Genomic DNA, 24304 nt, shown 5'->3' with positions numbered 1-24304 from the left:
TCGGTCGCGGCCGGGCAGGCTGCCTTTTGCTTTCGCTCGACACAGGGGACGGGAACTCATTTGCCCTCGGGTCGCACGGCGGGTGCCGGGTACCAGTTGTCGGGCTTGACGACTTTGGGTTCTGGCGGATCTTCAAAGTACTGCGGCGACATGATCTGTACGCCGTATTCACTGAAAACGTCCTGGATGTTGGCATGCAAGGCACTCAGCACCAGCGCGCGCGGCCTGGGTTCGGACGGAATGGCCTGACACACCAAGCGGTACTCGGGATACCAGTCGGACAATGCAGTCTGAAAGACCAGTGGTTTCGGGTCCATCTGCACACCTTCAGTGCGTTTGGCGGCTTCAATCAGCATGGCCTCCACCTGACGCCAGGGGGTGTCGTAACCAATCGTGAGTTTGGTGTCGAGTACAAAGCCCCCACCCTTAACCACCCGTGAGTAGTTGGTGGTGGTGTTCTCCAGAATTTTTGAATTGGCAATGGTGAGTTCCTCGCCCAGACCGGTTCGAATGCGGGTGGCAAACATGCCCACTTCGGTCACTGTCCCCTCGGAGTCTGCGATGCGCACATACTCGCCTTTGCGGTAAACGCGGCCATAGGTCAGGATCAGACCACTGGCGGCCTGGCCGACCAGATTGGAGGCGCCCAGCGAGAGCATCAAGCCCACCAAAACTGACAGACCTTTGAAGGCTTCGGTACCGGAGCCAGGCAAATAGGGGTAGGCCATTGCCAGTGCAAACAGCCAGACCAGCGTCTTGGCGATGCGCCGTGTCGGTGCGACCACGTCGGCGTCCAGCCAGGTCAGCTGAATCTGGCCGGTGCGTACGCGCTCGAAAAAACTGTGGAACAGGTTTGACACCCATTTGGCCAGAAAAAAAATCACGCCGGCGGTGACGATACCCGGAACGGCATGCAATATGGCCGCTCCCATGCTGGCAAGCAGGTCAATCAAAAAGGCATTGAGTGTCTCGCCCCAGATGCGAGTGTAAGGAAAACACGACAACACAAAACTCAGCCAGTTGTAAACCAGAACGAACAAGACAACGCGGTACACCACGTTCAAGCCCATGCGCACAGTCATGGCCACACGCTCGCTGCGCACCAGTTTGACACCGCCGAGCTGAAGCCGCTCGGAATGCCGCTGGGTTGCACTCAGCATCGCCGACAGGAGTTTGCGGCGAGTCAACAGGGCCAGCCGGATCAAGCCCAGCACGACCAGAGTTGCCAGCGCAACTTTGAGCGCGGCCAGCAGCAGGAAATGGGCGTTGCGACTTTCACGGCTTTCATTGATGGCAGTCTCCAGAGCGGCCTTGGCGGCATTGGCCCGAGACTCCAGCGTTTCACCGTGGGACAGGTCAACGTCACCGGGGGTCACAGCAAAGGACGTCGCTCCATCAATTTGGACCAGAATTCCGATGCTGTCTGGCACCAGCGTGACCTTGTTTGGGCCGGGTTGCTCCAACTGCTCCTTGATTCGGGTCACGGCACGTCGGGCACGGTCAGTTGCTGAAATGCCACTGAGGTTCGAACGAGCGGTGAAAATCTCTCGATTCAGGACCCGCACCGTCGCCTCAGCGCCATTCATGTGGATGCCGGACGCGACGACCTGCGGTGGTGGTGTTTGTGCAAAGGCCACACTGACAAAACAAATCACAAGGCCGATCAAAATGCGCTTCATCATTGGTTTCCTTGAAATCCGACCGGACTGCCGCTGGTGTTGAGCAAGATCCTGATGGCCCAGCCATGGATACTGACCTGCTTGAACGGCCGAATCACGCTTCGCATGCGGGTAGTCGCAATACAAAAACCGCCCCACCCTGTGGGTGATTGATGGCCGTCAGTGTGCCGCCATGGCGTTCAACAATGCCGTAGCTGATTGACAGGCCAAGGCCGGTGCCTTTGCCTACCGGCTTGGTGGTGAAAAATGGCTCGAAGATCCGTGACATCACGTCGGGTGCGATACCGGGTCCGTTGTCGTGCAGATTGATCTCCAGCACAGCATGCGTCTGGCGCACGCTGATGAGCAGTTTGGGCACAGGACCGTCAGGACGAAAAGCGGCATCAAAAGCGTTCTGGATCAAATTCATCAGCACTTGCAACAGCTGACCAGCGTTGCCCGTCACCGTGCCTCCAGGGCAAGGCTCAAAACTCACCTCGAACTCCAGTTTCATACCGGTGCGCACCCAGTGGATGGCACGTTCGATCAGGCTGTTGATGGCGACCCTTTCGTGGTCTTCACCATCGAGTACCGAGAAACGCTTGAGCCCATCCACAATGGCAGCAGTGCGCTGGGCGCCCTCCATGGTGCCGTCCATCAACGAGGGCAAATCATGCAGGATGTGCTCGATCCGCAGTTTTTGTGCCAGTGCCACCAGCGCGGGGTCCTGGCTGATGGCGGCCTGCGCATGCAGGGCATCAAGGTACTGACGCAGGCGGTTGGTATATCGATTCAGCACATGCACGTTGCCCAGCACAAAGCTGATCGGGTTATTGAGCTCGTGCGCAACACCTGCCACAAGGCGTCCCAGAGATGACATTTTTTCGGCGTGCAACAGTTGTTGCTGCGTCAGCTTGAGGGCCTCATGTGCTTCGTGCAACTGTCGGTAGGCACGTTTGATTTCAGCCATCGGACGGCCCACAAAAACATAACCGACACAACGTTTGCGGCTATCAAAGCGTGGCGTGACGGTGAAATCGACAGGCACGGCCTGACCCGCTTTGTCGTGCAGCAACAGTTCTACCGTTTCGCCCTGGCGCAGGCTGGTGGTGCGGTGCATCATCTCGTTCAGGCGCTGCGTTTGCTCGCTGTTGTGCAGCAGTCGCTGCATGGGTTGACCCAGCAGCTTCTGGTCCGTGCAGCCTACCATGTCACACAAAGCCTGGTTGGTTTGTTCAATCTGACCTTGCGCATTGGCGGCCACCAGCACGTCCGACATGGATGACAGCAAGCTGAAGACCAATTGTTGAGAGGCTTCAAGCTCGGCATTTTTTTGTTCCAGGGCGACTTCGTCCGTCAGCAGGCGCGAGTACACCTCGTCCATTTTCTGGATAACGTCCAACCAGGCGCCCTCGTCCATGCCGTCGAGAGGCGCGGTTGCACGGGTCGGGGTGGTACGGGTCAGATCCATGAGTGGGCTATTTTGCATCTTCAAGGGCCGGCATCAGGTTGCCCGGGATGCCAAACCAGCTGCTCAGATCGGCCACCTGGCCCAAATCATCAAAAGGTCTCCCACCGTGAGGCCCGCGGTGTACCATGCGAAATTCGCTGGGTGCCATGGCCCCAGGTTCTTTGGGCAAAAAATGTGGTTCGCGCAGGCATGAGTTGCGCAGCGGCTGCATTGTTTGAAGCGAGGAGAACCATGACGAAGATCCAAAGGTGTATCGCTGGTGGTTTTGCGTTGCTGGCGGCTGTGTCGTGCGCACAGGGTTTGAGTCAGACACCGCCGCCTGGCCCCACTGCACAGTCGGGCAAAACCGTGGCGTTTATAGCCTCCGACTTCCGCAATGGCGGTGTGATGGGTGTTTTTCGGGGATTCGAGGAGGCATCACAAAAGCTCGGCTGGAAGATTCGCCTGGAAGATGGACGAGGACTCAAAGCCACGCAGGGTGCGCTTCTCACTCAGGTGCTGGCGAGCCGACCCGATGGCCTCGTTTTTGGCGGCTTTGACCCGGACGACTTCAAGGAGCAGGTGGCACGCGCCAGACTAAACCGGGTCACTTTGCTGGGTTGGCACGCCGCGCAGGACCCGGGCCCCACCCAAGATCTGTTCGCCAATGTGTCCACCAAACCGGATGATGTGGCGGCATTGGCGGCCGAGTTTGTGATCCATGATGCCAAGGCCAGGCAGCGCCCAGTGGGTGTGGTCATCTTCAACGACAACCAGTATGCCGTGGCCAATGCCAAGACCGAGGCGATGAAGAAAACCCTTCAGGCGTGCCCGGGGTACCAGGGGTGCAGGGTGCTGGCGGTCGAAAATGTGTTCATCTCGCAAGCGGCAACCGCCATGCCGGAGGTTGTTCCGAAATTGGTGACAGCGCATGGGGCAGCCTGGACCTACACGCTTGCCATCAACGACGTTTATTTTGACGAGATCAACTATCCCTTGCTGTTGGCCAAGCGGGCCGATATTCTCAACGTCTCGGCGGGTGACGGATCCACCAAGGCGCTGGGCCGCATTGGGTCCGGCGTCTCCCAACAGGTCGCAACGGTGGCTGAACCCCTGAAAATGCAGGGGTATCAGCTCGCGGATGAGCTTAACCGGGCTTTGGCTGGTGCGCCGCCCAGCGGTTTCCAGACCAGGCCGATTCTTGTCACCACCGAGTTGCTCAAAGCCACCGGTAGTCGCGGCATTGAAGCGACATTGGGGTTTGAGTCCGCATATTCGGCCATCTGGAACGGGAAATAGCGATGGGGTTTTTCAGGCAATCGGTGCTGGCGCTCAAAGTCCTGCTTTGGGTTCTGCTGGCCAGTTTTGCCGTTTTTGCAGTCGCGACCGCGTTTGGCATCGCCTACGAGCGCAACAAGGCGCTGCAGCATGCCCAGATCGATGCCGCGGATGCCGCACGACAAAGCCTTGCGGCAATCGGCATGTCGTTGTGGCAATTCGATGTGGCTGGACTCCATGCCGTGCTCAATGGGCTGGTGCTCACCGGATCGGTGGTTCGCGCCGAAGTGCTGGGTCTGGACAAGGTCATTGCCGATGTGCGCCAGCCTGGCTTCACCTCGTCGGTTGACCGGGTCTGGTCTCTGCCAGTGTTGGCTCAGGATCAAAAGACGGTCATCGGAACACTGCGCATATCGGAATCGTACGCACAGGCCAACGCGCAGGTTGCAGATACGATGATCACGCTGGTACTGACCGATCTGATCAAGATCATTGGACTGGCACTTGTGCTGTTTGCCATCGTTTATCGCAAGGTTGCGCGGCATCTGCATCAATTGGCGAATGATGTGACCAAGCTTGGGGATGCCGATCAGGCAACAAGGCTGGTTCTGGACCGCAAGAAGAGTCTCCGTCGCGATGAGATCGATGTCCTGGTGGACGCTGTCAACCAGTTTGTGACGGAGCGCAAACAAGCCAATGAAGCGTTGCGCATCGCTGCCACCGCGTTTGAGTCCCAGCAGGGGATGGTGATTGCCAATGCCAACAACGTGATTCTCAGGGTCAACCGTGCCTTTTCGGTCATTACCGGCTTTAGCGCCGAGGACGCCGTTGGTCAAACCCCCAGCTTGTTGGCGTCTGGTCGCCATGACCGTGCCTTTTATGCTGCGATGGCGCAAAGCCTGCAGGACAGCGGTGCCTGGCAGGGTGAGATCTGGAATCGACGCAAGAGTGGTGAGGTTTACCCCGAGTGGCTCAGCATCAGTGCCGTGCGAGATCGGGCGGGTGTGACCACGCACTACGTGGCCATCTTCAGTGACATCACCGAGCGCGTCAAAGCACAATCGCAAATTGATACCCTGGCCTTTTACGACCCATTGACACAACTGCCCAACCGTCGCTTGTTGATGGACCGGCTTGAACAGGCATGCAATGCCAGCACCCGGCATCAGCGCAAAAATGCCTTGCTGTTCGTTGATTTGGATGATTTCAAGACACTTAACGACACACTCGGGCACTTTCAGGGTGACCTGCTGCTGCATCAGGTGGCGCAACGCCTGAGAACCTGCATCCGCGAGGGTGACACCGTTGCGCGACTTGGCGCTGACGAGTTTGTCGTGATGCTCGAAGACCTCAGCGAAGATGATATCGAGGCCGCCACGCAGGCCGAAACCGTTGGCGACAAAATTCGCAACGCTTTCGCTTCAGACTTCACGCTCGATAGTGGCGCCCATCACGCCACCACCAGTATCGGCATCACCCTGTTCGGCGGCATGACACTGGAAGAGAAGGATCAACCGCTGCAACGGGCCGAGTTGGCCATGTTCCAAGCCAAGGCCGCAGGGCACAACACTTTGCGCTTTTTCGATACACGTATGCAAGCCGAAGTGACCACCCGTGCCGCACTGGAAGCGGATATGCGCGTGGCCGTGCAGCAACAGCAGTTCCTTTTGCATTACCAGCCACAGGTGGTGGGTGATGGCCGTCTGACCGGTGTGGAAGCTTTGCTGCGGTGGCAACATCCCCAGCGGGGTATGGTGTCACCGGGGGAATTCATTCCATTGGCAGAGGAAACCGACCTGATACTGCCGATTGGCCAGTGGGTGCTGGAGTCAGCCTGCAGCCAATTGGCCGCCTGGGCGCAACAGCCCGGCATGGCACACCTGACGATTGCTGTGAACGTGAGTGCTCGGCAGTTTCAGCAGGCCGATTTTGTCGATGGTGTGCTGCGCACGCTGGCGCTGACCCGGGCCACACCCAGGTTGTTGAAGCTGGAACTGACCGAGAGCATGCTGGTGCAGGACGTTGAAGCCATCATCGGCAAGATGGGCGCTCTCAAAAGCCACGGCGTCGGCTTCTCGCTGGACGACTTTGGCACCGGTTACTCTTCGCTGACCTACCTGAAACGCCTGCCGCTGGATCAGCTCAAGATCGACCAGGGGTTTGTGCGCAACATCGTCACCGACCCCAACGATGCGGCCATCGCCAAAATGGTGGTGGCCCTGGCCGAGAGTCTGGGCTTGGCGGTCATTGCCGAAGGCGTGGAGATGCAAGCTCAGGCTGACTTCCTGGCGCATCTGGGTTGCCACGCGTACCAGGGCTACCTTTTCAGTCGACCGCTGCCGTTGGTTGCTCTGGAGGCATTTGCACGGGAATCCGCAGATTGATGCGGTGTCGCAGGCGGCAGTGGTCTGCGCCTGGGCGGATCAATGCACAGTGCAGACCATGCATGGGTCAAACGAACGCACGATGTGCTGCACCGACACCGGGGTTTTATCACCGTCTGCCACCGGGGCGCCGACCAGTGCGGCTTCCAGCGCGCCGGGTACGCCCGACCGGTCCCGCGGCGAGAAGTTCCAGGTGGTCGGGGCAATGATCTGGTAGTTGGCAATGCGGCCATCGCGGATCGACAGCCAGTGCCCCAGGCTGCCGCGTGCGGCCTCGCACAGGCCGTAGGCATCGACGTGTTGCGGCACCTGGGCATTGACACAACTGGGGGCGTCGGGTGCGATGGCGCGCAAGGTGTGCTCGGTCAGCAACACCAGGCGGGCCAGCTCCAGCATGCGGGCCAGTACCCGCGTCAGCACATTTCCACCGCTGCGCTGCCACAGGGCGCGGATCAGCGGCTGCCCGTCGGCCAATTGGCGCGCCAGGGCGCCGGTTTCCAGCACTTGACCGGCCAGGCGCGGCGCCTTGCACCAGGTGTAGGCCCCGGGTTTGCCGCTGTCGGCTTGGGTGAGGCCCTGGGCGGGCGCGCGGGGCGCTCCGTCATCACTCAGCCAGGCGTGGCAGGCGTCTTCGGTGATCTGTGCCAGGTTAACGTCTTGCAAGGTGAGCCCGTCCCACACCCCGGGGGTCATCGTAAAGCCGCCCTCGGGTTGGGCAAATGCGCCGTAACTCAGCGTCAATGCCGGCCCGCAGCCCAACGCGTCCAGGCTCAGATCCCCGGCCATTGTCAAAAACAGGCGCAGGTCGCCGCCCGTGGGGTGCTGCCCGTGCCAATTCGCCAAAGCCGCCTCATCCGGCAGTGCCAGCACTTCTTCGAGTGGGCAAGCCAGCAGCACCCGCTCCAGAAAGCTGCGCATTTCCGCCACCCGCGCGCCCAGCCGATAGCGTTCGGTGGCGCTCAGGTTGCGCGTGCTGCCCCCCGGCAAAATCGACTGGGTGTGCGGCCATTTGCCCCCCAACGTGCCCATGATGTGAAACCAGCGCTGGCGCACCGCAATCGCTTCGCGCGCATGCTCGCCCGTACCGTTCGCAAAGCGCTGCAGCGCCTGCGCGTGCCAGGGCCGCCCGGCATACACCGAACGGGTGAAATCCGGCATGAAGAACAGGTAGAAATGCGTCAGGTGGTCGGCGGCGTTTTCGCACGCCAACATCAGATTGATCAGATGCTGGCCGTTGGGCGGGGCCGAGACATTGCAAGCAGCAGCCAAGGCACGCGCGGCCGCCACCGACTGGGTGATCGAGCAGATACCGCAGATGCGCGGCACATAGACCAGCGCATCGAGCGGGTGTTTGCCTTGCAAAATCTGCTCGAAACCCCGGTACATCGGCGCGTTGACCCGGGCCTGGCGCACCCGGCCATCGGCCACATCCAGGTGCACTTCCAGGTCACCTTCAACCCGGTTAAAGGGGCCAACGATCAGGCGGTTCATGGTTGCGGCCTCATTTGAGTCGCGTTTTCTTGATTTGCGGCGTCACCAGCACATGGTCGGAGGTGGCATTGCGCTTGACCCGTGTCGGTGTGGCGGACTTGGAGAGTGACGCCAACGCTACAAACCATGCCTTGTGCATGTCGGTGGGCAAGCCTATCGGAATGCCGGCCACCTTGGGTGTTTCGTGAAAGGCGTGGCCCGGCTCTTCAAAACCCGGCTCGGTGCAGCTGATGCAGGCGTAGCCGCCACGCACACACGAGCCCTCGCCGTTCCACAGCCGGATATTGCAGTCGGCGTGCGCCTGCGTGCCCTTGCAGCCCAGATGCTCCATCAGACAGCCCAGGTCGCCGGGCGACTCGGCGCTGGCTTTGTATTCGTAATACTCGTTGCGGGTGCAGCCGTGGTGCACCAGTTGATCGGCATAGGCTCGGGGGCGTCCCAGCGCATCAAGCTGCTCGGCTTGCAGTGGCTGCGCATCAGCCAGCGCGGCCAGTGTTTCCAGCACCCAGCCGGGATGGGTCGGGCAACCGGCCACGTTGATCACCGGCAGGCCGCTGCGGTCACGCCAATGTGCGCCCAGCAAACCGCCAGCCTGATCCCCTTCATGCTGCAAGCCGCAGGCATCGGTGGGGTTGCTGCCAGCGGCGGTGATGCCGCCAAACGCTGCGCAACTGCCAATGGCCAACACATGCTGCGCCACTGCACTCAGGCGTTCGATCCACCTCATCATTGGCTCGTTGGTGCCCGACATCATGTGAAAGCGCCCGCTGCCTTCGGGTCCGCGCAGTACCGAGCCTTCGATGCACAACGCGTGCAGGGGCGTGCGCCCGCTCAGGCAGTCGTTGATCACTTCGAGCACCTCGTGGCCGGTTGGCAGCGACAAAGACGGATGCCACAGCAAATTCACGCCCACCTGGCGCAACTGGGCGTGAAAATCCGCTGTGTCGGCGCATAGCAGCGCCATGCTGCAGCCGCCACAACCGCCAGACTGCAGCCACAGGACGTTCAAGGGCGGATCACGCATCGACCTGCCCATCCAACCCAAACCGCGCCAGTTTCTGCCGCAAGCCCACGCGCGACAGGCCGAGCTCTTTGGCCGCATGGGTCTTGTTCCAGCGATGGCGCAACAGGCACTCGCGCAGGATCACCGCCTCCATCGCATCGAGCCGCTCCTGCAGGCTGCCGGTCTGGGGCAAGCCGGCGGCTTGCGCTTGCGCCGTCTGCCCGGTCTGACCGTACAGCACGCGCCGCGAAAACGCGGTAGCTGACACGGTTTGCCCGTCTGACAAGGCCACGGCGCGGTAAATCTCGTTGCGCAGCTCGCGGATATTGCCGGGCCAGGCGTAGGCCAGCAGGTTGGCCGGCACATCATCGGCAAAGCGCAAATGGGCCTGGCCCAGCTCTTGTGCTGCGCGGGCCAGCAGCATCTGGGCAATGGGCAGGATGTCGCCCGGGCGCTGGCGCAGCGGCGACATGGAGAGCGTCAGGCTGGCCACGCGGTAATATAGATCTTCGCGAAACTGCCCTGCCTGCACGGCTTTTTCCAGGTCGCGATGGGTGGCGGCAATGACGCGCACATTGATCGGCACGGCGCGGCTGGCCCCCACTGGACGCACCTCGCCTTCTTGCAACACACGCAGCAGCTTCACCTGAAAAGCCGGCGAGGTGTCTCCGATCTCATCCAGAAAGATCGTGCCGCCATCAGCGCGAGCAAACAGGCCCACATGGTCTTCAAAGGCACCGGTGAACGAGCCACGTTTGTGGCCAAACAGCTCGGACTCCAGCAACGTGTCGCTCATCGCGGCGCAGTTTTCCATCACAAACGCGCGTTCACTGCGCGGGCTGGCGTAGTGGATGGCGCGGGCCAGCAGTTCCTTGCCGGTGCCGGATTCGCCGGTGACCAGCACCGACAGGTCGAAGCGCGCCACCCGCGCCGCCATTTCGCACACATCGTCGAGCGGACTGCCGGGTGCGCGCACCATCGATTCAAAGCCAAACGCCGCCTGCGCGCTCGCCTGCGACGACTGCTTGCGCTGGCGTAGCACCGGGGCACTGGTGCGCAGCTCCAGGCTCAGCCTTTGGGTTTGCAACTGCAGGCTGCGTGCTTCGATGGCGTTGCCAACGCTGGCCAACAGGTGTTCGGGCATCCACGGTTTGGCGATGAACTGGTAAATGCCGGCTTCGTTGATGCCGGCGATGATGTCTTGCGAATCGGTGTAGCCGCTGATGATGATGCGCACCACGTCAGGCCACTGGTCGCGCACGTCTTTGAGAAACTGCACGCCGGTGATGCCAGGCATGCGTTGGTCGCACAGGATCACGCTGACTTCGTGGCGCTGCAGCAGTCCGCGGGCCTCGTCGGCGCTGGTGGCGGTGAGCACCGTGTAATCTTCGTCGAGGTTGCGGCGGATGGCGTCGAGCGAGCGGGTTTCGTCGTCGACGACCAGAACGCAGGGTAATGCGGACGGCGGATTCATGAGTTCGGACTTTGTTGCTGCGCCTGCTGGTTGGGGTAGATGGTGAGTTTGGTTTTCCCCCCACTCCCCGCGGCCCCCTCGCCCCGCCGGGCGCGGGGGAGCTGAACAGCCCTATTTGGCCGGCTACGGTAATTAGCCGCGTGTTGCACGACGGACTGGATACGGCTGGTATTTGTCAAATGCGCCCCGGTGTAGCTGAAATGGGGTCGGATCCCGATTCGGCACATTGCGCTACAAGCTTCACCAAACATAGCAACGTTCACCACATCACGCCAATCAGCAAATGCGCGGCAGTTGCTCGCCGCTGAGCCAATCGACGACCCGTCGGCCGCCAAATCGGGTGGCCATTTGCACAAAGCAGTTGTCATCTGCGGTCACCGTGCCGATGCGCTTGGCCGCTGCCCCCAGCGGGTGAACACGCATCGCGGCCAGCAGGGTGTCGGCCACTTCGGGGGCGCAGATGGCAATCAGCTTGCCTTCGTTGGCCACATACAGCGGGTCCAGGCCCAGCAGCTCGCACGCGGCTTCGACTTGCGGCAGCACCGGGATGTCGCCTTCGACCAGGCTCATGCCGACCTGGGACTGACGCGCAATCTCATTGAGCGTGGTGGCCAACCCGCCACGGGTTGGGTCGCGCAGCACATGCAAGTCACCCGGGGTGGGTAACGCCGCGAGCATGGCCTGCACCAACGTGTGCAGCGCGGCGGTGTCGGAGATGATGGCGGTCTCAAACTCCAGCGACTCGCGCAACGACATCACCGCCACACCGTGTTCACCTAAGGTGCCCGACACCAGAATCGCATCACCTGGTTTGGCTTGGCGACCGTCAATCAACAAGCCATCGGGCACCACGCCAACGCCGGTGGTGCTGATGAAGACACCATCGCCCTTGCCTTTTTCGACCACCTTGGTGTCGCCGGTGACGACTGGAACACCCGCCTCACGCGCGGCGGCGGCCATGGACTCGACAATGCGTTTGAGATCCGCCAGCGGGTAACCCTCTTCAATGATGAAGCTTGCCGCCAGGTACAGCGGCTGGGCACCCGACATGGCCACGTCGTTGATCGTGCCGTGCACCGAGAGGCAGCCAATGTCACCACCGGGGAAGAACAGCGGTGAGATCACATGGCCGTCGGTGGCCATCACCAGCCGGCCTTGCGGCTGCGGCAGCAAGGCACCGTCGTGGCCTTGGCGCAGATAGTCGTTGTCAAACGCGGTGGCAAACAGCTCGTCGATCAGTTGCGCCGCAGCCCGGCCACCGGCGCCGTGCGTCATGTCGATGCGTCCGTGTTTGAAGTCAATCGGACGCAGGTAATTTTTCTTGGATGTCATGCTGTTACCACCGCCATGTCCTGAAACCGTCCATAAGAGTAATGCGCGGCGCACGCGCCTTCGTTGGACACCATGCACGAGCCCATGGGCGTCTCGGGCGTGCAGACGGTACCAAAGAGCTTGCAATCGGCCGGGCGCTTGATCCCGCGCAGGATAGTGCCACATTCGCACTGTTTATGGTCGGGCACGCTGGCGTAGGTCAGGCCGAACTTGACTTCAGCGTCCCAGGCCGCCAGCTCGGGGCGGATTTTCAGGGCGCTGTGGGGCACCTCGCCCAGGCCGCGCCACTCAAAACTCTGGCGTAGCTCGAACACCTGCGCCATGACTTTCTGGGCCGCTTGGTTGCCCGTGGGCGTGACGACGCGTGAGAACTCGTTTTCAACCTCGGCACGACCGCTGTTCATCTGGCGCACCAGCATCAAAATGCCCTGCATCACATCCAGTGGCTCAAAGCCGGTGATCACCACCGGCTTGTGGTAAGTCTTGGCGAAGTGCACATAAGGCTCAGAGCCAATGATGATGCTGACATGCGCCGGGCCGATAAAACCGTCAATGGGCACGGCACCGAGTTCTCGTGCCTCGGCAGATTCCAGCAGGTGGGTGATGGCCGCAGGCGTCAGCACATGGCAGCACAGCACGCTGAAGTTGGGCACGTTGCGCGCCTGTGCCTCGCGCAGCACCAGGGCGGTGGGTGGCGTGGTGGTCTCAAAACCGATGGCAAAAAACACCACTTCGCGGTCCGGGTGCTGTTCGGCCAGTTTCAGCGCGTCTGCAGCGGAATAAACCATGCGAATGTCAGCCCCGCGCGCCTTGGCCTTGATCAGCGACAGATTCTCGGATGCCGGCACCCGCATGGTGTCGCCATAGGTGCACAGCATCACGCCCCGGTCCAACGCCAACGAAATAGCCAGATCAATGCGGCCAATCGGAAGCACACACACCGGGCAACCCGGGCCGTGAATCATGCGTACATTGGCGGGCAACATGCCGCTGATGCCGTAGCGCGAAATGGCGTGCGTGTGGCCGCCGCAGAACTCCATGAAGTTGTAGGCCACATCCGGCCTGGCCTCAGCGGCAATGGTGTCGGCAACACGCCGGGCGGCGGCACCGTCGCGGAATTCATCAATGTATTTCATAGCGGTTCGCGCTGTGTTTATATGGGCTGATTGGTGGTTTGAGCATCAGAAAGCTCGGCAAACAGCGCCAGTGTGCGCGCGGCCTCTTCAGGATCGATCTTGCCGATGGCGTAACCGACGTGGATGATCACGTAGTCATCAACCTGCGCGTCATCGACCAGGTCAATCGACACTTCTTTGCGCACGCCACCGAGATCGACCACGGCACGTTGATTGGGTAAGAGTTCCACCACGCGGGCGGGGAGGGCTAGACACATGATGGGGTCCTTTTGGATGTATTCAAAGCTGGAATTGAGCGGCCACCGAGTCGGTCCGTTGGAAGGACGGGATGGTTGTTATGGGTAACACGGGATTCAATTCCGATTTAGTCGGTATTCTGTCCAATGCGCCATAGAACACCCGACGGGTCGTAGAGGCAGAAGTCCCGCATACGCCACGACTGGTCTTCCAACGCCGTGATTCTGACCCCGTACTTTGTGAGCACGCCACTCTTTTGGACATGATTCCACCATGCGTTCACATCCTCGACGAGGATATGCATCATGAAATTCTCAGCAAATGATTCTGCGCAGAAGTCCTGAAGCAGGAAACTGACATGACCAAAATGAAAGTATGCGATGCCACCCCCTTCAGAGGCCATCGTGAATCCCAGATCCTTGTAGAACTGCTTGGAAAGCTCGAAGTCCTTTGAGGGAACAAACGCCTTGATTTCAGTGATCTTAAGGGTTGACATCATTGCGCTATCAAGTAAGGAGCTTTCTGCGCATGTTCCACATGCGCTAAAGCCGTATTTTTCTGTTGCTTTGGGTCCAGCCCCGTCGTCAGCACATGCTTGGCCACCCACGCCTGCCCGAGCGCCAGCCCCGCGTCGCCACATGACAGGCTTCGGGTTTGCAGCACATTCAAACCCGCCTGCTCCAGCTGCGAGATGGTGGAATCAGTCAGGATGCGGTTGAAGAAACAACCACCGCCCAACGCCACGTGGGTGATCTGGTGGGCTCGTGCCAGGGCAATGGTGCGCTGGCACAAGGCAGACGCGAGAGTCAGGTGAAAGCTCAGCGCAGCTTCATCCACGTCGGCGGGGTTTTGCGTGTCCACCTGCAACAGGCGCTCACCCACCCAAGGTCGCAGGTCGATGGTACCGTCCGGGGTAATGTGCCAGAGAGCCGGATCGACCGCGGCGACCCCATGACGTTGCATGTGGCGTGCGGCGGCTTGCTCTAGCGCGATGGCGGCTTGGGCTTCAAATTCTTGTCGCACGCTTAAGCCCAATAGCCCCGCCACCGCGTCAAACCAGCGGCCAGCGGCGGTGGTTTGTGGGCAATTCAGCCCTCGTTGAAGCATGGTGGAAATCGTTTTAGCGGCTTGATCGCCCACCGGCGGACCAAAACGCAGAACGATTTGATCGCTTGCTCCAAGCGCGTGCAAGACGGATGCAGCCATGCGCCAGGGTTCGCGCGCTGCAACGTCGCCACCGGGCAAGGCCAGCGGCAGCAGGTGTGCCAGCCTTTCAAACCCGGCAGTGTCAACACGCAGCAGTTCACCGCCCCAGGCCAAACCATCACTGCCCAGGCCGACACCGTCCAGCGCCAGGCCGAGTACCAGCTGGCTCAAACCGTGTTCGGCCACGACCGCGGCAACATGCGCGTGGTGGTGCTGTACGGCAATAGCGGGTACCTGCAGTTCGGCGGCAGTTTGCAGTGCCAGATGCGTGCTGAAAAAGTCAGGGTGCAGATCGTGCGCTACGGCGTCGATGGGGCTGTGCGCTTGCGCCAGTAGCCGTGTTACTGAATCGCGCAGGGCACCGCAGGCCGCTGGGTCGGACAGGTCACCGTGGACGGCAGACCAGCGCACATCTTTTGGCGCCTGCGTGTCCAACAAGCAGGCGGTGTTTTTCAGGAAAGCGCCAAAAGCCAGGATCAGTGCCATGGCCGGACTTTCCTAGTCGAAATCTCTGGTTTTTGCGAGTTTTGTGAACGATGGCACGCAAAATTGGGGTCAGAGCTTGGTTCGAATGAGCCGATCCCACGAACTTGATGGCATGGGGCCGAATCGGGATCTGACCCCAGTTTTGCTATAGCACTGACCAAGCAAATGCTTTCAAAAACGTAGCGATAAGCGCAGTTCAGATAAGTGCTAGAACCAAAAAACATCATCAATCCAAGTCGAAAGAAGCGTCAGGCTGGTAACGCGCGCAACTTGGCCAGCTCAGCCTCCAGCGCCGCAATCCGGGCAGCCACCGCTTCAACAGGGGCCGCAGCTGCAGACGGTTCCGCCAGCAGCCAGTCCAGCCAAGCGCCCATGCCTTCGCCCGTGGTGGCCGACAACTCCAGAATCTGAATGCCCGGGTTGACGCGGCGCGCAAACTCCTTGCAGCGTGCTACGTTAAACGACACATGCGGCAGCAGATCGATCTTGTTCAACACCATCAGTTTGGAAGCGGCAAACATGTCGGGATATTTCAGCGGCTTGTCCTCGCCTTCGGTGACCGAGAGGATCGCCACCTTGGCCTTCTCGCCCAGGTCCCACATCGCCGGACAGACCAGGTTGCCGACGTTTTCGACAAACAGCAGCGCCTGCTTTTCGTGGGCATGGTCGTGCTGATGTGGATGCACATGAGCGTGTTCATGACCATCTTCCTGGTGATGCGAGTGCGAATGGGGATGGGCATGATCGTGGCCGTCATCGTGCGTGTGCTGATGCGAATGCGGGTGAGCGTGGGTGTGCGCTACCTCGCCGTGTTCATGGCCATGCGCGTGCTCAGCGTGCTCGTGATCGTGCGGGTGGCTGTGCACATGGCCGTGTCCGCTGTGGTCATGATGGTGCCCGCTGGTATGCAAATCGAGCCTGGAGAACGCCTGGGCGATCATGGGCGCGTCCAGATGGCAGCCTTTGCCGGTGTTGACCTGAATGGCGGGCGCACCGGTTGCGCGGATGCGGTCGGCATCAAAGCTGGTTTGCTGGTCGCCCTCGATCACGGCGACGGCCAGTTCGGGCTGGCGCTGGCGCAGGGCTTCGATGGTGGCGCACAGCAGCGTGGTTTTGCCAGAACCGGGGCTGGAGACCAGGTTGTAGACGGTGACGCCATGCGAGGCAAAGTGGGCACGGTTTTGTGCGGCAATGGCGTTGTTGGCGCCTAGCACATCGGCCTCCAGCTTGATGGCACGCTCCTGGCTCATGCCGGGTACCGATACCTTGGCCGCCCCTGCGCCAAAGTGCAGGTCACCGGTGCCAGGTTGTACGGTCACGCCCGGGGTGCCCGACGCATCAGCGGTATTGCCGCATCCACAAACTACGCACATGTTGTCTTCCTTATCTTGATCGTTCTAAGTTGAGCTGACCGCCACGCTGCATTCCACACACGCATCATAAGCAGCGGCCAAAACCCATGCCGAAGCCGCGTCATCGGGGGGCAAAGCGCTCAGTGCCAGGGCCAGTGCGCCTTCGGGGTGAAAGTTCCATTCGGTGGGGGCGATCACGCGGTAGTCGGCCACTTTGCCCTGCTCATCGAGTTGTACCCAGTGCAGCAATAGGCCGCGCGCCATCTCGACCCAGGCGATGGCTTGGCCGGGGGCGAGGTTCAGGGCGCCGCTTGCGAGTGGTGCAGGCGGCAGATGCTTCGCATGGAAATTGGAATCCGACCCTAAAAAACCTGCATCGTGCGCGCGCTGAGTGCCGAGAAAGACCAGCTCGATCAACTCCAGCCAGCGTGAGGCCAGGCGGGTCCAGGCGCTTGTCGCAGCGGCGCTCTGACCATCGGTGGATGGCAGACGATGGCGCAGGCGCGTCCAGGGGCCGGTTTCCTGACACTGGCCACTCCAGGTCGGGAACTGGGCAAAACCGGCTTGGGTGGTGATGTGTTGTGCCAGGTCAGCCAGCAGCACGGCTTGAGTAGGCGCATCCAGATCCAGTACCTCCAGCGACAAGCCTTGCAGCGACAAAGCACTGGCTTGAGTATGACAAGCGGCCAGAAAGCGCGCCGGTGGCAGGTCGGCAGTCCGGCTGTGGCACCAGTGCGCCAGCACCTCAGGTGCACGGTGGTGAGCCAACCAGTCTTCCAGGGGCTGATGCAACACGCAATCTTGCAGCCAGGCGTGCAGCGCCATCAGCACCTCTTGCGTCTGCACTTCGTTCAGCGCCTGAGCAGGCTGCGCCAGCGGCAGTGGGCAGGCCCTGAGCCAGTTCAGTGCTTCACTATCAATATCTTTTGGCGCACTACCATCCTGGGCTAGAGGCTGATTTGATATGTAATTTTCGCCGTTAACCAGGTCCAACTGGGCCAATTGACGCGGCCAGTCCAGCGCTATGCTGCGCAGATGGTCGCGCACGGTTTCCGGTGTCAGCAACAGTGCCGACGGTTCCGATAGCGCCACCTGATCTGGCAAGCGCGCTGCATTCAGAGCCAGGCGCGCCGCGCGTCGGTGCGCGTGCGAGCACAGCGTAAACAGCGCCGCCAACGTGCGCTCCACCTGGTCACCACTTTGCCCGCGCAACAGGCGTGTCAGCAAACCCTGACCCAGGACCGGACGATGACCGGTGATGCTGACAGCTGCCCCCGGATGCAGCGTGTAGCTGCCCGCCAAGCCGGCAAAACCGCTCATGTGCGGTCGCCCGGCGCGCCGCCCGCGCTGCGACCCAGCAAAAAGCCGCGCCGGCTCGGCACCGCTGGCGCAGTGCGGGCGGGCCCGGGCGTTGGCCGATGCAACTGGTTCAACACCTCTTGCGCGGTGGCCGTTGCGGCGGCGTGGTCGGCAAATTCAAACATGGGCGAATACAGCGAGCAGACTTCAAAAGCGCCGATTCTCACCTCGAAAGACCCGATGAATTCAAAGTCGGTGTTGCCGAATTGGCGCGTGGCTTTTTGGCGCTCTGCCAGCACCCGGTCTGAGGCGGTTTCATTGCGCAGCGGCAGGCGCACCAGGTTCATGAACCACGGCGTGATCAGCACCCCCTGCAACATGTCTGGCTGATGTGGCACCGGCGCAAAACCAACAGCCTGGACCTTGAGCGCCGGGTTTTTGACTGGCACACCGGCCATCCGGGTGTTTGAAATGTCGTCAAACAGCGCCTCCAGTGCGGCCACCCGCTGCCTCAGCGCGTCAGCCAGCCCTAAGGTGGCTGCACTGGCTGCCCCATCACTCACGTCACCACCATGAACTGATCCATCGCGCCGTCACATTGGGGGCAGCGCCAATGCGTTGGCAGGTCGGCAAACGGCGTACCCGGTGCAATTTGCCATTGCGGGTCGCCCTCGGCCGGGTCATACACCCACCAACAGATCTTGCACTCCAGGCGCGCATCCACGGGCAGGCGGGTGCGGTCGCCCAGGTAGCTGCCCTCAAACTGCTGGCCGCTAATTCCACTCACGCCTGGTTCACCCACTGCAGTACTTCTGTCAGCCGATCCACGGAGTCCTGCAGGTCTTCGGGGGCAGCGCAGGCCACCTCGGGCATGTCGGTCACTTCAACCGAGTTCAAAATCACCGCGTCCTGCGAGTTGTAATACACCACGCGCCAGGTCTTGGGCACGCAGCAGTTGGTGATGCGGCAGTTGCCATACCCGCGCGACAAAATCAGCACGCGCCCGGTGCCCAGCCGATGGTCCAGAAAAGCGATGTCACTGGGCGACAGCGGCAGCAGGCTCAGATTGACCACATGGACCGATTGCCCGGCCTGCCAGTTCTGCTGCTGGTCGCGCAGCTCCACCAGCACGCTGGGCACGTTCATCACCTGCGGCGGCACTTCGGCTGGGTCGGCTGAAAGCTGCTGACCATCGACCTGTGCCGTGTGCCGCAACACCTCGGGCACCGCACCTACCTCAATGCTGTCACGCACCGCCCCATCGCTGAGCAGTTCTATCACCCGCCAGACACCGGCAAATACAGATTCCTGAATCTGTACCGTGGGTGCCTCCTGGCCGGCCAGCACCTGGGCACTGACTTCACCTTCGCCCAGCACCTGGTTGATCAGAGTTAGATCTTTCGGCGATAAGCCCGACAGCGAGACACTGAGCGTTTGTCGCGCTGGCGCACCACCGTCAGCCACTTGGCGCAGCGCAGCCAGCACCTGGTGCAGCACTTGCACCGCGCCGGCGTGTTGGGCGATGTCTTCGGGTTCGGGCATCTGTGGCGGGCGATAGGTTTCCATGTCTTTGGGCATGGCCAGGTAGTCCAGCCCATCTTCTTGGCCAAAGTCATCAGGACCGCCGCTGGCCACCACCGGGATGGGGAAGGGCTTGATGTCGCGGGTAAAGTTCATATGCTGCTGGCCTCGGGTCTGTGGACAGGGAATGTTTGATTCAATTTTCTGGGTGACCGAACGTCGTCATCACGAATGGTGGTTGGGCCGGGTTGTGCTGTTGCGAGCGCTGCGCCCTGAATCCGCGCAGCGCACCGCCGAAACAGAGAACGCGCGATGAACGCGCATTTCGTGCTCGCGAACGTCAGACCGGTTCATGCGCGTCATACCCAGGTCAATGACAGTGGCTACCGCTGGCCACGGCGCTGACCACAGGAATGCCAATGGTTGGCGCCCGACTGATGGGGGCGTCGAGGGCCTGGGCCACCAGCGCCAGATAGTCGGTCCAGTCGTGCATGCCGCACACGGTTGTTACATACCGGCCATCGCGAAAAAACATCAGGGTGGGCCACCGATTCGAGCCGAATTGTTTGGCCAGGTCTTCGGCTGTTTCTGGCACTGCCACGGCAATGCCAAAGGGCTTGCCGGTCGCCGCGCTGACTTTCTGCAGCTCGGGCAACACCACCGCCACGTCCATACCCTCGGGAAAACGTACCGCATCACCGGCAAACAGCAATACCTGGTTGCCAGGTTGTCCGGCCAGCCAGGTGTCAATGTTGTCGGGCTCTACCCAGCATGCCTGGTGTTTGTCCACCAGTTGGCGCAGCAATACGGGTGCTTCAATGTCGATAGCTGTCATCGTTTGTCCTATAAGAGCTGGAAGGCAAAATAGCTTTAAAGTCTAGACCTGAAGCCCGGTCAGGCTGCGCAGGGTATCGATGTCCATCGTTGAGGGTAAGGCAAACGCTGCATCTGCGCTGGCATCCTGCACATCGCCAGCGCCCATGGCGGCGGCGAGCAAGTCCAGCGTGGCGTTGACTTCGGCCGCACGCTCAGGCGTCAGCAGCTCGCGTGCATCGTTCAGAAACACCAGCAGCCACTGTCCGGTGCACACGTCGCCAATCAGGGTGGTGGTGATGCGGCGTTGCTCACCGCGACCACTCACCTGGGCAAAACCGGGCTCGGTGGCGGTCACCAACATGGGGATGCCGATACACATGACTTAGCTCACTGCCGCCGTTGCCGCAGCGACGCCGTCGGGCATAAAGCGGTCATCACCAATGCGGCAAGCCAGCTCGGCGCTGGGGCGCTCACTCTCGTAGCGGTCCAGCGTCAGCATGGCACCGGTCAGGGTGGCGTCTTCGGGCAACGGCACGGCGCGGCGTTGCGGCTCGGCACCCCAGGCGCTTAGGCGCTCCAGGCCACGTTCAAGCGCCTGCACCATGGTCTGGCGCACGATCGGGCGCAGACTGCCGCCATAGTCTTCCAGCTCTTCAGGCTGGCAGCCGATCAACAACACTTGCTCAGGGAAATGTCCGGTGAACTGCGCCAGTGACAGCACTTCCTGAAAGCCGGTCTGATGCAGGCTCATTTTTTTGGCGCCCATGAAGCGAGGCACGTCGTCGTTTTCAACCAGCTTGAGTGTGCCGGGCTCAAGGCCGTAGTCGATCGCGTCAAAAATCAGCAGATGGCTGGCCGACTGTACGTTGTGCAACAAATAGAGGCCCTGGGTGCCGCCGTCCATCAGCTCGACGTGGTCCGCAAAAGTCCATTCCCGTTGCAGAGACTCGACACAGCGCACGCCAAAACCTTCGTCGGCCCACAGCACGTTGCCAATGCCCAGCACCAGAATATGTTTGTCGCGCGCCATGGTCGGTTCAATCCTTGAAGGTGCGGTAGCCCGAGATCATGGTGCTGACCACGCTCTGGCGGCCCATGATGTCTTCGCGGATGGCGGCGTAAATGTGCGCGATGGCAAAGATCACGATCACCCACATGCCCATGTGGTGCCAGGTGTGCACGTCCTGCGACTGGCCCATGGCCGCAATCACCCAGCCAAACATCGTATGTGCCCACGAACCCGCTTGCGCGCCTTCGCCGTACATGGCAAAGCCAGTAAAGATCATGAATACGGCGGTGAACATGAACATGAAGAACATGGCAAAACGCGCCATCGGGTTGTGGCCGATGTAGGGGCCAGGACGTGGCCCCATGAAGGCGTACCACTTGAGCATGGAGACCATTTCGTGCCAATAGGCGCGCTGCGTCAGCGGCACCCAGTACAGTTCACGGGCATGGTGGTTGCCAGCAAGTGCCCAGTAGGTACGCCCGAGCAGACCGATGGCCAGGATGTAGCCGGCGCTGAAATGCACAAAGCGGATATAACCCATGAGAAAGTGATCGCTGGCTTCACCCGGCATGCTGGGTAGCGGCGAGCCGATGAAGTAGCCAGTGAGGCACAGCACGGTGATCGACAGGGCGTTGACCCAGTGCCAGAGGCGCACCGGCGCCTCATACACATAAACCGACTTGATTGACTGGCTGTGCGACATCTCCTGTTCTTCGGAGGGCAAAGCGGCGTGGAGTTCTTCCACGGCGGGGGTTGCGCTTGAGTTCATGGTGTCTCCTTAGGGGCCGGGCGGGCGCTGCAGATGCATCAGAGCTGGCCAAACAGGTATAAGCCTGCACCACCGCACAGCGTGCCCAACGCGGCCATGGCCCAGGCGGCTTTCTCTGCAAGCAGTTTTCGCAGACTCAGGCCAGTAGCCACCCCGCCAAGGTGCAGCGTTGCGGTGGTCGCCAGAAAACCGACGGCATAAGCTGCAAAGCCGGACTCAGGCGTCTCGCCCCTGTGTGCCAGGCCATGCAGCGAGGCGGCCAACGCGACCAGACCCAGCCCAAGCGCGAACGGCAGTTTGTACCGGCTCAGCACCAGCATCACTCCAAACAGCACCACGCTGAGTGAAATCATCTGTTCCAGATACGGCAGGCTGACGCCCGCCGCGCCCAAGGCAGCGCTGACTGCCAGGGACAGCATAAAGACCGCCGGCCCCCACCAGGTCTTGCCAGCGGGCAGCGCTGACACCGACCAGACACCCACTGCCAGCATGGCCAGCAGGTGGTCTGCGCCCAGCGGGTGCGCCAGCCCTTCGGCCAGACCTGACGTGCCATGGCCGGTGTGGGCCTGTGCCGTGGCGGCCAGCAAACCCAGGCCGACGACCGCGACTGGGCGCGAGAAACGAGTTGAAAATTTCATGAACCTCTCCAATGCTTATAGGGTTGCTTAGGCGGACGCTCAGGTCAACGGACCTTGACCTTGGCCATCTCCTGGCCGTCCGGACTCATCACATGGGTCGAACAGGCCAGGCAGGGGTCAAACGAGTGCAGCGTGCGCAATATCTCCAGCGGCTGCTCGGGGTTCACCATGGGTGTGCCCATGAGTGCGGCTTCAAACGCGCCAATCTGGCCCTTGGCATCGCGCGGGCTGCCGTTCCAGGTGGTCGGCACTACACACTGGTAGTTGTCGATCTTGCCGTCCTTGATCTTGATCCAGTGCGCCAGCGCGCCGCGCGGTGCTGCGGTGGTGCCGACACCCTTGCATTCCTTGGGCCAGGTCGTCGGGTCCCATTTCTCAACATTGGCGGTGGCGCTGTCGCCGGCCTTGATGTTGGCGACCAATTCGTTGAAGTCGTCCACCAGCATTTCGGCGCAGTATTGCCCTTCGAGGCAGCGTGCCAGCGTGCGTCCGATGGTGGAAGGCAGCATTTGCTTCAGGGTGAACTGGGTCTCGGGCAGGCCCAGCGCCTTGGGGATGCCACTGTTGACCATCATGGCCGAGAACTCCAGCTGCTCTTTCGGACGCTGGGCGTATTTGTTGCCCTTGAGCGCGTGCGCATAGGCCAGGATGTAACGCGGCAGCGGGCCGACCTCAACCGCGTGGCCGCGCCAGCGTGGTGCCTTGATCCAAGAGTATTTAGCCTCTTCGTCGATCTGCTGGATGTTGGTTTTGGTGCCCTTGGTCTTCGCCCCCAACGCGAAGTTAGGCTCGGTCACACCGTCCCAAGGGTGCAGGCCCTTGGTCTCATCCCCATACTTGTACCAGCTGTGGGTGACGAATTCCTGAATCTGCTCGGGGTCACGCGGATCGACCGGCAGGATTTCATCCCACTTGCCGCCGATGATGGCGCCGCCGGGCAGCTGGTCGGTGCTCTTGTCATAGTTGACCTTGGAAAATGTGCCGTAGTCCATCACGTTGGTGGCCGCCAGCCCGCCACCATGTAGCCAGCCCGCGTGTTTGTACAGGGTGCCAATGGCCAGCACGTCGGGCAGATAAACATTGGCGACAAAGGTGTTCATCTCGTCGATGCGAGCCTTGATGAAGTTCAGCCGCTCCATGTTGATCGGCGCGCCGGACGCTCCATCACTGTCCATGTTGATGGCGCAGGGCATGCCACCGACCAGGAAGTTGGGGTGCGGGTTCTTGCCACCAATGATGGTGTGCACCTTGACCCAGTCCTTTTGCAGGTCCAGAGCTTCCAGATAGTGCGCCACCGCCATCAGGTTGGCTTCAGCCGGCAGCACATAGGCTTTGCTGCCCCAGTAGCCATTGGAAAACGGGCCCAACTGACCGGATTCGACAAACTTTTTCAGCCGGTTCTGGATGTCGCGGAAATAGCCGGGCGATGACATGGGGTGTGCGCTGGATACCAGTTGCTGCAACTCGCTGGTCTTTTTTGGATCGGCTTTCAGGGCAGACACCACATCGACCCAGTCGAGTGCGTGCAGGTGATAAAAATGCACGACGTGATCATGCACTTGCAGCGTCTTGTCAAAAATCTCGCGCAGCAGGTGCGCATTTTTCGGGATCTTGATGCCCAGCGCGTCTTCCACCGCGCGCACCGAGGTCAGCGCGTGGGTGCCGGTGCAGACACCGCAGATGCGTTCCACAAATGCCCAGGCATCGCGCGGGTCACGGCCCCGCAAAATCACTTCCAGCCCGCGCCACATAGTGCCGGTGCTGA

The 24304-nt window shown here is 61.1% G+C and carries 24 protein-coding genes; 3 read left to right on the top strand and 21 right to left on the bottom strand.

Annotated features, from left to right (window positions below; genetic code table 11):
• Positions 1-56: 56 nt before the first annotated feature.
• Entirely contained in the window at positions 57-1679 is a 1623-nt protein-coding gene (locus KBF66_RS07805; protein WP_296654802.1) for a mechanosensitive ion channel domain-containing protein, read from the bottom strand.
• Between the two features lie 94 nt (positions 1680-1773).
• Complete coding sequence (locus KBF66_RS07800) at positions 1774-3129, bottom strand: ATP-binding protein (RefSeq protein WP_296654800.1); 1356 nt, start codon at positions 3127-3129, stop codon at positions 1774-1776.
• A gap of 231 nt (positions 3130-3360) precedes the next feature.
• Here KBF66_RS07800 and KBF66_RS07795 point away from each other — a divergent pair, with 231 nt between their 5' ends.
• Both KBF66_RS07795 and KBF66_RS07790 read left to right on the top strand, forming a co-directional pair.
• Entirely contained in the window at positions 3361-4407 is a 1047-nt protein-coding gene (locus KBF66_RS07795) for a substrate-binding domain-containing protein (protein ID WP_296654798.1), read from the top strand.
• Between the two features lie 2 nt (positions 4408-4409).
• Complete coding sequence (locus KBF66_RS07790) at positions 4410-6770, top strand: EAL domain-containing protein (RefSeq protein ID WP_365732531.1); 2361 nt, start codon at positions 4410-4412, stop codon at positions 6768-6770.
• 39 nt (positions 6771-6809) lie between these two features.
• Here the strand turns inward: KBF66_RS07790 and KBF66_RS07785 are convergent, their stop codons facing one another.
• The 13 genes from KBF66_RS07785 to KBF66_RS07725 form a co-directional block, all read right to left on the bottom strand.
• Positions 6810-8261 (bottom strand): nickel-dependent hydrogenase large subunit, encoded by a 1452-nt coding sequence (locus KBF66_RS07785; RefSeq protein WP_296654795.1) that lies wholly within the window; start codon positions 8259-8261, stop codon positions 6810-6812.
• A 10-nt stretch (positions 8262-8271) separates the two neighbouring features.
• Positions 8272-9285 carry a HupU protein gene (locus KBF66_RS07780; RefSeq protein WP_296654793.1) on the bottom strand — a complete coding sequence of 338 codons (1014 nt, stop codon included), beginning with the start codon at positions 9283-9285 and terminating at the stop codon, positions 8272-8274.
• Positions 9278-10738, bottom strand: a complete 1461-nt coding sequence (locus tag KBF66_RS07775; protein WP_296654791.1) for a sigma-54 dependent transcriptional regulator — start codon at positions 10736-10738, stop codon at positions 9278-9280. Before KBF66_RS07775 ends, KBF66_RS07780 begins: the two co-directional genes overlap by 8 nt.
• A 276-nt stretch (positions 10739-11014) precedes the next feature.
• Entirely contained in the window at positions 11015-12070 is a 1056-nt protein-coding gene (gene hypE, locus KBF66_RS07770; protein WP_296654789.1) for a hydrogenase expression/formation protein HypE, read from the bottom strand.
• On the bottom strand, positions 12067-13206 hold the full coding sequence (gene hypD, locus KBF66_RS07765) for a hydrogenase formation protein HypD (protein WP_296654787.1): 1140 nt from the start codon (positions 13204-13206) through the stop codon (positions 12067-12069). The genes hypE and hypD overlap by 4 nt, the downstream gene beginning before the upstream one ends.
• Positions 13207-13223: 17 nt before the next feature.
• The gene (locus KBF66_RS07760) at positions 13224-13463 is read right to left on the bottom strand and encodes a HypC/HybG/HupF family hydrogenase formation chaperone (protein WP_296654785.1); all 240 of its coding nucleotides are present in this window, start codon (positions 13461-13463) and stop codon (positions 13224-13226) included.
• Between the two features lie 107 nt (positions 13464-13570).
• Entirely contained in the window at positions 13571-13939 is a 369-nt protein-coding gene (locus KBF66_RS07755; RefSeq protein WP_365732530.1) for a VOC family protein, read from the bottom strand.
• Complete coding sequence (locus KBF66_RS07750; RefSeq protein WP_296654780.1) at positions 13939-15135, bottom strand: carbamoyltransferase HypF; 1197 nt, start codon at positions 15133-15135, stop codon at positions 13939-13941. The genes KBF66_RS07755 and KBF66_RS07750 overlap by 1 nt, the downstream gene beginning before the upstream one ends.
• Before the next feature lie 248 nt (positions 15136-15383).
• A complete protein-coding gene (gene hypB, locus KBF66_RS07745) occupies positions 15384-16508 on the bottom strand; it encodes a hydrogenase nickel incorporation protein HypB (protein ID WP_296654778.1) in 1125 nt (374 codons plus the stop codon).
• 24 nt (positions 16509-16532) lie between these two features.
• On the bottom strand, positions 16533-17807 hold the full coding sequence (locus KBF66_RS07740) for a nickel-dependent hydrogenase large subunit (RefSeq protein ID WP_296654776.1): 1275 nt from the start codon (positions 17805-17807) through the stop codon (positions 16533-16535).
• Complete coding sequence (hybE, locus tag KBF66_RS07735) at positions 17804-18349, bottom strand: [NiFe]-hydrogenase assembly chaperone HybE (RefSeq protein WP_296654773.1); 546 nt, start codon at positions 18347-18349, stop codon at positions 17804-17806. Before hybE ends, KBF66_RS07740 begins: the two co-directional genes overlap by 4 nt.
• Complete coding sequence (locus tag KBF66_RS07730; RefSeq protein ID WP_296654771.1) at positions 18346-18573, bottom strand: rubredoxin; 228 nt, start codon at positions 18571-18573, stop codon at positions 18346-18348. The genes hybE and KBF66_RS07730 overlap by 4 nt, the downstream gene beginning before the upstream one ends.
• Entirely contained in the window at positions 18570-19463 is an 894-nt protein-coding gene (locus KBF66_RS07725; RefSeq protein WP_296654770.1) for a hydrogenase expression/formation protein, read from the bottom strand. The genes KBF66_RS07730 and KBF66_RS07725 overlap by 4 nt, the downstream gene beginning before the upstream one ends.
• 31 nt (positions 19464-19494) lie before the next feature.
• Here KBF66_RS07725 and KBF66_RS07720 point away from each other — a divergent pair, with 31 nt between their 5' ends.
• Positions 19495-19623, top strand: a complete 129-nt coding sequence (locus tag KBF66_RS07720; RefSeq protein WP_296654768.1) for a hypothetical protein — start codon at positions 19495-19497, stop codon at positions 19621-19623.
• Positions 19624-19677: 54 nt separating this feature from the next.
• On the opposite strand, the gene KBF66_RS07715 is transcribed toward KBF66_RS07720, so the two are convergent.
• The 6 genes from KBF66_RS07715 to KBF66_RS07690 form a co-directional block, all read right to left on the bottom strand.
• Positions 19678-20142: a hydrogenase gene (locus tag KBF66_RS07715; RefSeq protein WP_296654767.1), complete on the bottom strand. Its 465-nt coding sequence runs from the start codon at positions 20140-20142 to the stop codon at positions 19678-19680.
• A gap of 42 nt (positions 20143-20184) precedes the next feature.
• Complete coding sequence (locus tag KBF66_RS07710; protein WP_296654765.1) at positions 20185-20502, bottom strand: HypC/HybG/HupF family hydrogenase formation chaperone; 318 nt, start codon at positions 20500-20502, stop codon at positions 20185-20187.
• Between the two features lie 3 nt (positions 20503-20505).
• Positions 20506-21153 (bottom strand): HyaD/HybD family hydrogenase maturation endopeptidase, encoded by a 648-nt coding sequence (locus KBF66_RS07705; RefSeq protein ID WP_296654762.1) that lies wholly within the window; start codon positions 21151-21153, stop codon positions 20506-20508.
• A 7-nt stretch (positions 21154-21160) separates the two neighbouring features.
• Positions 21161-21901 carry a Ni/Fe-hydrogenase, b-type cytochrome subunit gene (gene cybH, locus KBF66_RS07700; RefSeq protein WP_296654761.1) on the bottom strand — a complete coding sequence of 247 codons (741 nt, stop codon included), beginning with the start codon at positions 21899-21901 and terminating at the stop codon, positions 21161-21163.
• 38 nt (positions 21902-21939) lie between these two features.
• On the bottom strand, positions 21940-22539 hold the full coding sequence (locus KBF66_RS07695; protein ID WP_296654759.1) for a HupE/UreJ family protein: 600 nt from the start codon (positions 22537-22539) through the stop codon (positions 21940-21942).
• A 44-nt stretch (positions 22540-22583) separates the two neighbouring features.
• Positions 22584-24304: nickel-dependent hydrogenase large subunit (locus KBF66_RS07690; RefSeq protein ID WP_296654756.1), on the bottom strand; the 1721-nt coding region annotated here is incomplete at its 5' end.

Source organism: Rhodoferax sp., from assembly GCF_018063565.1.
In the GTDB taxonomy this organism is placed as follows: domain Bacteria; phylum Pseudomonadota; class Gammaproteobacteria; order Burkholderiales; family Burkholderiaceae_C; genus Rhodoferax.
The sequence above is the reverse complement of the archived record's forward strand: the minus strand, read 5'-3'. Positions and strand labels throughout refer to the sequence as shown.

Bases quoted from the DNA above. Each gene is read 5' to 3' on its own strand.
- KBF66_RS07785 (WP_296654795.1), bottom strand. From the start codon at position 8,261: ATGAACCGCCTGATCGTTGGCCCCTTTAACCGGGTTGAAGGTGACCTG.
- KBF66_RS07795 (WP_296654798.1), top strand. From the start codon at position 3,361: ATGACGAAGATCCAAAGGTGTATCGCTGGTGGTTTTGCGTTGCTGGCG.
- cybH (WP_296654761.1), bottom strand. From the start codon at position 21,901: ATGAACTCAAGCGCAACCCCCGCCGTGGAAGAACTCCACGCCGCTTTG.
- hypB (WP_296654778.1), bottom strand. From the start codon at position 16,508: ATGTGCGTAGTTTGTGGATGCGGCAATACCGCTGATGCGTCGGGCACC.
- KBF66_RS07705 (WP_296654762.1), bottom strand. From the start codon at position 21,153: ATGGCGCGCGACAAACATATTCTGGTGCTGGGCATTGGCAACGTGCTG.
- KBF66_RS07740 (WP_296654776.1), bottom strand. From the start codon at position 17,807: ATGAGCGGTTTTGCCGGCTTGGCGGGCAGCTACACGCTGCATCCGGGG.
- KBF66_RS07780 (WP_296654793.1), bottom strand. From the start codon at position 9,285: ATGCGTGATCCGCCCTTGAACGTCCTGTGGCTGCAGTCTGGCGGTTGT.
- hypD (WP_296654787.1), bottom strand. From the start codon at position 13,206: ATGAAATACATTGATGAATTCCGCGACGGTGCCGCCGCCCGGCGTGTT.
- KBF66_RS07790 (WP_365732531.1), top strand. From the start codon at position 4,410: ATGGGGTTTTTCAGGCAATCGGTGCTGGCGCTCAAAGTCCTGCTTTGG.
- KBF66_RS07755 (WP_365732530.1), bottom strand. From the start codon at position 13,939: ATGTCAACCCTTAAGATCACTGAAATCAAGGCGTTTGTTCCCTCAAAG.
- KBF66_RS07695 (WP_296654759.1), bottom strand. From the start codon at position 22,539: ATGAAATTTTCAACTCGTTTCTCGCGCCCAGTCGCGGTCGTCGGCCTG.
- KBF66_RS07725 (WP_296654770.1), bottom strand. From the start codon at position 19,463: ATGAACTTTACCCGCGACATCAAGCCCTTCCCCATCCCGGTGGTGGCC.
- KBF66_RS07805 (WP_296654802.1), bottom strand. From the start codon at position 1,679: ATGAAGCGCATTTTGATCGGCCTTGTGATTTGTTTTGTCAGTGTGGCC.
- KBF66_RS07720 (WP_296654768.1), top strand. From the start codon at position 19,495: ATGTTTGATTCAATTTTCTGGGTGACCGAACGTCGTCATCACGAATGG.
- KBF66_RS07710 (WP_296654765.1), bottom strand. From the start codon at position 20,502: ATGTGTATCGGCATCCCCATGTTGGTGACCGCCACCGAGCCCGGTTTT.
- KBF66_RS07715 (WP_296654767.1), bottom strand. From the start codon at position 20,142: ATGACAGCTATCGACATTGAAGCACCCGTATTGCTGCGCCAACTGGTG.
- KBF66_RS07775 (WP_296654791.1), bottom strand. From the start codon at position 10,738: ATGAATCCGCCGTCCGCATTACCCTGCGTTCTGGTCGTCGACGACGAA.
- hypE (WP_296654789.1), bottom strand. From the start codon at position 12,070: ATGACATCCAAGAAAAATTACCTGCGTCCGATTGACTTCAAACACGGA.
- KBF66_RS07800 (WP_296654800.1), bottom strand. From the start codon at position 3,129: ATGGATCTGACCCGTACCACCCCGACCCGTGCAACCGCGCCTCTCGAC.
- KBF66_RS07760 (WP_296654785.1), bottom strand. From the start codon at position 13,463: ATGTGTCTAGCCCTCCCCGCCCGCGTGGTGGAACTCTTACCCAATCAA.
- KBF66_RS07750 (WP_296654780.1), bottom strand. From the start codon at position 15,135: ATGGCACTGATCCTGGCTTTTGGCGCTTTCCTGAAAAACACCGCCTGC.